The organism is Nonomuraea sp. K271, assembly GCF_009908215.1.
GTDB classification, from domain to species: Bacteria; Actinomycetota; Actinomycetes; order Streptosporangiales; family Streptosporangiaceae; genus Nonomuraea; species Nonomuraea longispora.
Map to the genome: position 1 here is coordinate 1 of NZ_JAAAHR010000254.1, position 9,137 is coordinate 9,137.

10 protein-coding genes are annotated in these 9,137 nt (G+C 71.4%); 3 read left to right on the forward strand and 7 right to left on the reverse strand.

Going from position 1 to position 9,137, the window contains the following annotated elements:
* Window positions 1-123: 123 nt before the first annotated feature.
* From GUY59_RS44365 to GUY59_RS44375, 3 genes are all read right to left on the reverse strand, one after another.
* Window positions 124-1,773 (reverse strand): FAD-dependent oxidoreductase, encoded by a 1,650-nt coding sequence (locus GUY59_RS44365; protein ID WP_138208218.1) that lies wholly within the window; start codon window positions 1,771-1,773, stop codon window positions 124-126.
* 130 nt (window positions 1,774-1,903) lie between these two features.
* The gene (locus GUY59_RS44370; RefSeq protein WP_132339547.1) at window positions 1,904-2,665 is read right to left on the reverse strand and encodes an SDR family NAD(P)-dependent oxidoreductase; all 762 of its coding nucleotides are present in this window, start codon (window positions 2,663-2,665) and stop codon (window positions 1,904-1,906) included.
* 59 nt (window positions 2,666-2,724) lie between these two features.
* Window positions 2,725-3,570: an RNA polymerase sigma-70 factor gene (locus tag GUY59_RS44375; RefSeq protein ID WP_138208219.1), complete on the reverse strand. Its 846-nt coding sequence runs from the start codon at window positions 3,568-3,570 to the stop codon at window positions 2,725-2,727.
* Window positions 3,571-3,689: 119 nt separating this feature from the next.
* Here GUY59_RS44375 and GUY59_RS44380 point away from each other — a divergent pair, with 119 nt between their 5' ends.
* The gene (locus tag GUY59_RS44380) at window positions 3,690-4,364 is read left to right on the forward strand and encodes a ThuA domain-containing protein (RefSeq protein ID WP_138208220.1); all 675 of its coding nucleotides are present in this window, start codon (window positions 3,690-3,692) and stop codon (window positions 4,362-4,364) included.
* 51 nt (window positions 4,365-4,415) lie between these two features.
* On the forward strand, window positions 4,416-5,303 hold the full coding sequence (locus tag GUY59_RS44385; RefSeq protein WP_138208221.1) for a hypothetical protein: 888 nt from the start codon (window positions 4,416-4,418) through the stop codon (window positions 5,301-5,303).
* A 13-nt stretch (window positions 5,304-5,316) separates the two neighbouring features.
* Here GUY59_RS44385 and GUY59_RS44390 read toward each other — a convergent pair whose 3' ends face one another.
* Entirely contained in the window at window positions 5,317-5,694 is a 378-nt protein-coding gene (locus tag GUY59_RS44390) for an ectoine synthase (RefSeq protein WP_138208222.1), read from the reverse strand.
* 16 nt (window positions 5,695-5,710) lie between these two features.
* Window positions 5,711-6,340 carry a flavodoxin family protein gene (locus tag GUY59_RS44395; RefSeq protein ID WP_138208223.1) on the reverse strand — a complete coding sequence of 210 codons (630 nt, stop codon included), beginning with the start codon at window positions 6,338-6,340 and terminating at the stop codon, window positions 5,711-5,713.
* 104 nt (window positions 6,341-6,444) lie between these two features.
* On the opposite strand from GUY59_RS44395, the gene GUY59_RS44400 reads away from it, so the two are divergent.
* Window positions 6,445-7,380, forward strand: coding sequence for a LysR family transcriptional regulator (locus GUY59_RS44400; RefSeq protein WP_161715048.1), 936 nt, complete (start codon window positions 6,445-6,447; stop codon window positions 7,378-7,380).
* Here GUY59_RS44400 and GUY59_RS44405 read toward each other — a convergent pair.
* Both GUY59_RS44405 and GUY59_RS44410 read right to left on the reverse strand, forming a co-directional pair.
* The gene (locus GUY59_RS44405) at window positions 7,344-7,964 is read right to left on the reverse strand and encodes a MerR family transcriptional regulator (protein ID WP_138208225.1); all 621 of its coding nucleotides are present in this window, start codon (window positions 7,962-7,964) and stop codon (window positions 7,344-7,346) included. The two genes, GUY59_RS44400 and GUY59_RS44405, sit on opposite strands and share 37 nt — an antisense overlap.
* A gap of 15 nt (window positions 7,965-7,979) precedes the next feature.
* Window positions 7,980-8,828, reverse strand: coding sequence for a LysR family transcriptional regulator (locus GUY59_RS44410; protein ID WP_138208226.1), 849 nt, complete (start codon window positions 8,826-8,828; stop codon window positions 7,980-7,982).
* Window positions 8,829-9,137: the final 309 nt, after the last annotated feature.

Sequence of the window (9,137 nt, forward strand, 5' to 3'; positions counted from 1 at the left end):
CTGAAACGCCTGTGGAGCTGGTGTCAGACCTCAACGAGAGTCCTCTCGGACGGGGCAACCGGCGATGAAGCAGGAATCCTCACGGGCGACCGTGGGAATCCCCTCGTTTACGAGGGGAGGATGTCAATGTTTCTCCAGGTAGCGGTGCACGAGGGTGACGGCCATCGCGCCCTCTCCGACGGCGGAGGCCACTCTTTTGATCGACTCCGCGCGTACGTCGCCCGCGGCCAGCACCCCGGGCACGTTCGTCTCCAGGTAGTACGGCTCCCGCCGCAGCGGCCAGTTGCGCGGCCGCCGCCCGCCCTGGACCAGGTCGGGCCCCGTCAGCACGAACCCGCGCGCGTCCCGTTCGACCGTCTCCCCCAGCCACGACGTGTACGGCTCCGCGCCGATGAAGACGAACAACCACTGCGCGTCGACGACGCGCTCCTCGCCCTTGGACGACAGGGTCAGCCGTTCCAGGTGGTCGCTGCCACCACCGCCGACGACCTCCGTCTCGAGGTGGACCTCGACGTTGGGCAGCGCGGCGATCTGTTCGATGAGGTAGTGAGACATGGACTTCTCCAGACCATCACTCCTCACCAACAAGTGGACCTTGCTCGCGAATCCCGACAGGTAGACGGCCGCCTGCCCGGCCGAGTTGGCCGCGCCGACGATGTGGACCTCGGTGTCCCTGCACGCGGGGGCCTCGGTCAGGGCCGCACCGTAGAACACGCCCCGGCTCACGAAGTCGTCGAGCCCCGGGGCCTGCAGCCGGCGGTAGGTGACGCCGGTCGCGAGGATCACCGCGTGGGCCGCGATCTCGCCGCCGTCCTTGAACCCGACCACCCGCGCCTGCCCGCGCGGCTCCAGCGCGGTCACCTTGCGCGCGGTCAGCAGCTCCGCCCCGAACTTCAGCGCCTGCCTACGTGCCCGGTCGGCGAGCTGCTGGCCGGAGACGCCGTCGGGGAACCCCAGGTAGTTCTCGATGCGGGAGCTCTGGCCCGCCTGGCCGCCCGACGAGTACGCCTCGACCAGCACCGTGTTGAGCCCCTCCGACGCGCCGTAGACGGCGGCGCCGAGCCCGGCGGGCCCGCCGCCCACCACGATCAGGTCGTAGAAGTCGGTGGCCGGGGTGGTCGACAGCCCCACCGTCGTGGCCAGCGTGGACTGGTCGGGCGACTGCAGCGTCGTGCCGTCGGCGGTCACCACGAGCGGCAGGCGGCAGTCCTCGCCGGCCGCCCTGACGAGCTGCTCGCCCTCCGGGTCCTCGGCCAGCATCCACTGGTACGGCACGTGGTTGCGGGCCAGGAAGTCGCGCACCTTGTACGACTGCGCGGACCACCGGTCGCCCACCACGCGCAGCTCCGACCGCTCGATCCTGTCGGTGCGCAGCCAGGCGTCGAGCTGCCCGTCGATCACCGGGTAGAACTTCTCCTCCGGCGGATCCCACGGCTTGAGCAGGTAGTGGTCGAGGTCGACCACATTGATCGCCTGGATGGCGGCGTCGGTGTCGGCGTAGGCGGTCAGCAGCACCCGGCGCGCGTACGGATAGAGGTCCATCGCGGCCTCCAGGAACTGCACGCCGTTCATCTGCGGCATGCGGTAGTCGGCCAGCAGGGCCGCCACCTCGTCGCCGCGCAGCCGCATCTCCCTGACCGCGTCGATGGCGTCCTTGGCCGCCTCCGCGCGGACGACCCGGTAGTTCTGGCCGTAGCGACGCCGTAGGTCACGGGCGACCGCCCGGGAGACGCCCGGGTCGTCGTCCACCGTCACGATGACCGGCTTCTCCATGCCGTTACGCCCCTGCCTTGTCGCACTCCGTCCCTTAAGGGAAGGATGTCATGTGCGAAGCGGTGCCTGAGCACCTGCTCCACCAGGTCCGCGCAAAGGCCGGCGAGCAGCCGTCTTTAGGCCGCGGGCGTCAGGCGATGACGCGGCTCTCCCCGCCGTCGACCAGCAGCGAGACCCCGTTCACGAACGACGCCCGCTCGCTCGCCAGGAACGCCACCACGTCGCCCACCTCCTCGGCGCGTCCGATGCGGCCGACCGGCACCGACTCGCCCCGCTGCCGCAGCGCCTCGTCGTCGCCGGCCAGCTCCCGCAGCCGCTCGGTCTCGATCGGGCCCGGCATGACGTTGTTGACCAGCACGCCGTCGCGGCCCGACTCGCGGGCCAGCGTGCGCACGACGCCGGCCACGGCCGAGCGGGTGGCGTTGGACAGCGCCAGGCCGTCGATCGCCTCACGGGCCGACCTGCTGGTGACGGTAACGATCCGGCCCCAGCCGCGGGCTCGCATCTCCGGCAGGACCGCATGGATGAGGCGTACGGTGCCGAGCAGGTTGCGCTGGATCGCGACGTCCCACTCCTCCAGCCCCACCTCGTCGAACCGGCCGGCCGGCGGGCCGCCCGCGTTGGCCACGAGGATGTCGATCGGGCCGAGCACGTCGCGCGTCTCCTCGGCCACCCGCCGCGCGGTGGCCGGGTCCTCCACGTCGGCCAGCACGGCGTGCACGACCTTGCCGTATTCCTGCAGCTCCACCACCGCGTCCGCGAGTCGCTCCGGGCTGCGGGCGCTGACGCAGACGTCGCAGCCTTCGCGCGCGAGGCTCTTGGCCGCGGCGAGCCCGATGCCCGCGCTTCCTCCGGTGACGAGGGCGACCTTGCCCGAGATGCCGAGATCCATATGCGCGACTATAGGTCGTGCGGGCGTCCGCACCGTCCGGGGCGGGGTCCGGACGGGGCTCAGGTCTTGTGCACGCGTACCAGTTTGTCCGGGTTCAGCACGGTGTAGATGTCTTGGATGCGGCCGTCGCGCACGTTCACCATCACGACCTGGTCGCCTTCCATCGACCGGGTCCAGAGCGCCGGGTGGCCGTTGACGTCCATCAGCCCCACGTCCGTGAACGCGTACCGGGCCGTCAGCGCCGACAGGAAGGACAGCACCTTGCCCCGGCCGGAGACCGGCCGCAGCGCCGCCCTGACCTTGCCGCCGCCGTCGTTCCACGAAACGACGTCCTCGTGGAACAGCTTGGTGAGCGCGTCGAGGTCGCCGCCCTTCGCCGCGTCCATGAACTTCACCAGCAGCCTGCTGTGGTCCTCGGTCGTCGGCTGGAACCTGTCGCGCCCCTGGGCCAGCCGCGTGGACGCCCGGTGGTGCAGCTGCCTGGCGTTGACCACGGACGACTCGATGATCCCGGCGATCTCGTCGTACGGCAGCTCGAACGCCTCCCGCAACACGAACACCGCCCGCTCGGGCGGTGAGAGCCGCTCCATCATGTGCAGGGTGGCGTACGAGACGGTGTCACGCAGCTCGGCCGTGTCCAGAGGGCCGGCCTCCGACGTCAGCACCGGCTCGGGCAACCACGGCCCGGTGTAGGACTCCCGCTTGGCCCGCGCGGAGCGGAGCTGGTCGAGAGCCAGCCGCGACACCACGGTCACCAGGAACGCCCGCGGTTCCCTGATCCCGTCGCGGTCGGCGCCCTGCCAGCGCAGCCACGCCTCCTGTACGACGTCCTCGGCGTCCCACATGCTCCCGAGCAGGCGGTAGGCCAGCCCGAGCAGCATGGGGCGGTGCTCCTCGAAGTCCACGCTGGCATCATGCCCCGTCACCGCGGCGGGGTGCGTGCCGGGGGTCGCGTGCGGGCCGCGCGCCGGAGGTGACAGTTCACGGGGTGGTAATGCCGCAGGAAGCGTGATGGGCTGGACGTGTGGCGAGAAACCTCATCCTCTCAGGAGGCCTGTTCCACGACTTCGCCGCCACGTCGGAGGCGCTCGCCGAAGTGCTCTCCGAGGTCGGGGTCGAGTCGGAGATCACCGAGGACATCGCGGGCGCGCTGAGCGAGCCGTCGGAGGTCCAGCTCATCACCGTCAACGCGCTGCGCTGGCAGATGGGCCACGACCGTTTCGCCGACCAGCGGGCCGCATCGGCCTTCTCCTTACCCGCCGAGGCCCGCACCACGCTTCTCGACCACCTCGACCGGGGCGGCGGGCTGCTGTGCATGCACTCCGCGTCGATCTGCTTCGACGACTGGCAGGGCTGGCCGCGCGTCCTGGGCGGCTGCTGGAGCTGGCCCAAGTCCCACCATCCGCCGCTGGGGTGGACGGGGGTGCGGGTGCACGGCGGGCATCCGGTGGTCGACGGCCTGCGCGACTTCGACGTGGTCGACGAGGTCTACAGCGACCTCCACGTGCTGCCCGACGTCAAGCCGCTGGCCTCGTCGAACGGCCAGCCCCTCGTCTGGGCGCGGCCGGTCCGGCGCGGCCGGGTCTTCTACGACGCGCTGGGCCACGACACCAGGTCCTACGACAACGAGATCCACCGGACGCTTCTCCAGCGGGCGGCGTTGTGGCTGCTCAAACGGCCGGTCGCGATCCGCGAGTGACGTGTCCGGAAGTTACAAGACCACGGGCGGCGGTCCGGGCACGATGACGGTATGAACGTGAACCTCTCCGCGATCCCCGGCTTCCTGGCCGGGCACGCGCGTGTCCTTGACCGCCGCCGCTACGACCTGATGACGGGCGGGGGCGACGCCGCCTCCGTGCTGGCCGCCCTCGACGCCTACCGCAACCCCGACGGCGGCTACGGCTGGGGCCTCGAACCCGACCTGCGCACGCCCGAGAGCCAGCCGGGCGCCGCACTGCACGCCTTCGAGGTGTTCGGTGACGTCGCCCCGCACACCGGTCCGCACGCGGTGGCGTTGTGCGACTGGCTGGAGTCGGTCACGCTGCCCGACGGCGGGCTGCCGTTCTCGTTCCCGCTCGCCGTCTCCGAGGCCAGCGCTCCCTGGTGGAGGAGCGGCGACCCGTCCGTGTCGTCCCTGCAGATCACCTCCGTGACGGCGGCCGCGGCCCACCAGGTCGCCGCGCACGACCCGGCCGTCGCGGCACACCCGTGGCTGGAGCGGGTCACCCGCCACTGCCTCGACGCGATCCAGCGGCTGGAGGGCATGCCGCACGCGTACGTGCTGCTGTTCTGCGTACGTTTCCTCGACGCCGTCCACGACAGCAGGCCGGAGGCGGCCGAGCTGCTCAAGCGGCTGGCCGGTCACATCCCGGCGGACGGGCGGGTGCCGGTCGAGGGCGGCGCCGAGGAGGAGGCGCTGCGGCCGCTCGACTTCGCGCCCCTGCCGGGCAGCCTGGCCCGCCGCCTGTTCGAGCCCGAGGTGATCGCCGCGGACCTCGTACGGCTGGCGGGGGAGCAGCAGGACGACGGCGGGTGGGTCGTCGACTACGCGCGCATCTCACCCGCCGGGGCGCTCGAATGGCGCGGCGCCGCCACGGTCGGCGCGGTCCGCACCCTGCGCGCCAACGGCATGGTCTAGAGCATGGGGTTCGTCAGAACCCGGAGGGGCGTCCCGGCGCGAGGTCGTGGTTCTCGTCACCCTTGAGCGCCGGGCTGAACACGCAGATCAGCCGCATCCCGCCGGCAGAGGTCAGGCGGTGTTCCTCGCCCGGGTCCGGCGCGTACAACGTGCCGGGGGCGAGGGCGAACGGCCCGCCGGCCGTCTCCACCCGGCCCTCGCCCTCGACGCAGTAGCAGGCTTCGAGGTGCCGGTCGTACCGGAGGAGGGTGGTCGTGCCCGGGCGCACGTAGGTGTCGGTGAGCGTGTATCCGCGTCCGTCCGCCGCGACGAGGAGGCGGCGGCTCGTACCGTTGGTCCAGTCGACGTCGTGCGCGGATCCCAGGACGTCATGAAATGTCCGGATGAGCATTGTGACTCCGGTGCGGTCAGGGCCACACCACACCGTCGCGGACGGTGTCGATGCGGTGGTCGCTCACGTGTCCTTCGAACAGGCGCGTTCCGAGACCGTACGCCTGGGCCAGCGGATCGGCGGGGTCGCGTGCCACCTCTCCGCGCGAGTTGGCGACGCCGCGCACGACGCCGACCAGGTCGTGGTGGAGGTAGCGGGCGAGCTCCTGCAGTTGCGCGGTGACGCCGACCATCGAGCCCGGGTAGGTCTCCTCGGAGCTCACCACGACGGCCAGCCGCTTGCCGACGAGGCGTCGCCTGACGTCCGCGCAGCCGGGGTAGCCGGTCTTGAGGTAGCAGAAGAGGCGGTCGATGAAGATCTTCAGCTGCCCCGCGATGCCGTACCAGTAGAGCGGGGTGGCCAGGACGAGCGCGTCGGCGGGAAGGACCTGCCGCAGCAGCAGCGATTCGTAGCCGTCCCCGATCGAGCATGCGCCGTCAGCCTGCCGGCACGTGCGGCAGTCGCGCAGGGGCGCCGCGACCGCGTCGGACAGATCGGCGAGCTCGACCTTGTGCCCGCGGCTCGCCGCCCCCTCCAGTACGGCCTCCGCCAGCAGGCGTGAGTTGCCGTCCTTGCGGGGGCTCGCGCTCAGGGCGAGTGCTTTCATCAGCCGTGCACCTCTTCCTTCTCGGCTGCTCGGCTCCCATGCTGCCGGTCGTTTATCGTGAAGACAATCAAATGTTTCTGGCCGGTAATGGTAAGTTGATGTGCATGGTCGATCCGGCTCGCCTGAAGCTGCTCGTGGCCCTGCACGAGCAGGGCACGCTCCATGCCGCGGCCTCCACGCTGCACATCTCACCGTCCGCCGCCTCCCAGCAACTGGCGACGCTGACGCGTGAGGCCGGGGTGCCGCTCGCCGAGGCCGACGGCCGCAAGCTGCGCCTCACGGACGCCGGCCTCGTGCTCGTGGAGCACGCCTATGCCATGCTCGCGCTGGTCGAGCGGGCGATGGGGGAGGTCCAGGCCACCGTGAACGGCGAGCTGGGGCGGATCACGGTGGGCTCCTTCCCCTCGACGATCTCTTCCCTGCTCATCCCGGCGGCTCTCATGCTCCGCGACAGCCATCCACGGCTGCGGGTCGACATCCGCGAGATCACCGCGCCCGACTGCCGTGACCGGCTCGCCGGCGGAGAGCTCGACGTGGTCGTCGAGGTGGAGGCGGAGGGAGCGCCGTCCGGCGACGACGCGCGATGCACCAGGGTGGAGCTGGGCACCGACGACTTCGACCTCGCCCTGCCGATCGGGCACCCGTCGGCGCGCGAGCCGACGGTCGGCCTGTCGCGGCTGCGGGACGAGGAGTGGGTCAGCACCATCGAAGGCGACGCCTGCGACCGCATGCTGCACCTCGCCTGCGCCTCCGCCGGGTTCCGCCCCCGGGTGCGGCACCGGGCCGGCGACTGGACGGCGATCCTGGCCCTGGTCGAAGCGGAGATGGGCATCGCCTTCGTCCCCCGCGCCGCACGGCTGCCCGTCCCCGCGGGGGTCGTCAGCGTGGCCCCGACCGGGCACGACATCCGGCGGCACGTCTACGCGGCGGTCCGGCGCGGGTCGGAGGCCCGGCCGGCGATCGCGGCGTATCTCGCGGCGCTCGAAGCCGTCGCGGCGCGGGGCTACAGGCCGAGGCGGTCGGCCGACTCCGACTCCTGAGCCATCCTGCGCAGCGCGTCGAACGCCCGGCCGTAGAGGACCGTTCCGAGCACCAGGGCCTCCACGGCGGCGTCGCGCGGGCCGTCGAACGGGATCTTGTCCATCTCCACCTCCGACACCAGCTTCCTCGCGGTCTCGACGTAGGGCGCGAGGTCCACGGCGAGGCCGAGCTGGCGCATCCTGACCAGCGTCTGGGCCAGTTCGTCGCGGGTGGGGGCCTTGGGCGTGACGTTCCAGCCGAGCTCCTCGACGAGGTGGTCGACCTCGGCGCGGGCCCGCTGCCACTCCTCGCCGGAATCCGGCTGCACGCCGGGGCTGAGGGCGTAGTGGGCGATGCCCAGCATCTCGTGGATGGGCAGCGACTCGTCGTCGACGGCGGCGACGACCTGCTTGATCGAGGCGACGGAGAGCCTGCCCACGTCGAGCAGGGCCCGGATCAGGCGGAGCCGGCGCAGATGCGACTCGTCGTACGCGGCCCGCGTCGGGGCCGTCTGCTCGCCCTGGTGGAGCATGCCCTCACGCAGGTAGTACTTGATCGTGGGGATGGCCACGCCGGACCTGACGCTCAGTTCGGAGATGCGCATCAATAGATACTAGCGCTATCCAGATCGGGCCAGGTGGCGGGCCGCGCTGACCAGCTCCTGTACGTCGGCCTGGCGGTTCCAGAGGAAGACGACCTCCAGGGGCGGGACCTCCTCCTTGATGGGGAGGAAGGCGAGCGTGTCGGGGATCCTCGTGCCCTCGTGGACGCACAGGGCGTAGCCCGCGCCCGAGTCCACCATGTCGATGACCAGGTCGTGCGTGGCCGCCGACGGGCCGAGGCGGGGGTGCAGGCGGTGGCGTACGAACCCTTCGAGGAAACGGCGGGCGCCGGCCACCGCGTCGGACTCCGGCATGACCAGCGGCTCCGACGCCAGGTCCGCCAGCGACAGCGTCCCGGCGGCGGCCAGGGGATGCGCACGCGGCATCAGCGCGTGCACCGGGAAACGGTGCACGAGCATGCGGCCCACGCCCCTCGGCATGGAGCCGGGCGCGTAGCCGAGCCCGGCCTGCAGCGCGCCGTCGGCGATGGAGACGAGCTGCTCGGCCGTCCCCATCGGGGCGACGCGCAGGTTTCCGTTCTGCAGCTGGGACAGCAGGCGGGCCACCACGTCGGTCAGCCCGTCGGCCACGCCGAGGCGGGCGACGTGGCCCTTGCTCCTCGCGGCCGTCACGGCCCGCTCGAAGGCGTCGACCGCGACGGTGGCCTGGGCCAGGAACGCCTCGCCCGCCTCGGTGAGCCGCACCCCGCTCGACGAGCGGCTGAACAGCTCGACGCCGATCTCCTTCTCCATGGCTCTGAGCTGCTCGGACAGCGTGGGCTGGGAGATGTGCAGTGCGGCGGCGGAGCGGCGCAGGGAACCCGCGCGCGCGATCGCGAGGGCGTAGCGGACGTAGCGTAGATCCATCGCTCACCTCGGCCGTGATGATGATGGGCTATCGGTTGATCGAACCTCGGTATTACAAGAGGCGATAGCTTCCGTGAAGATACACAGTTATCCGGCGCCGTCGATCTTCCGGCGCCGGGCCCCCACCCGCTGGCCGGGGGGCCTGTCCTGCGGTTCGGCCGGTGCGGGGGCGGGGTCTGCGGACGCCGAACGCTGACGTTCCGGCCGGCCGTAAAGGCGGAAAGCGGCTTGTCTAGCAAGCGCTTGTCTGGATCGGTGCGGCCGGTTAGCGTGATCGGGGCGCGGGAGGGGGGAACACTGTCTCTTATA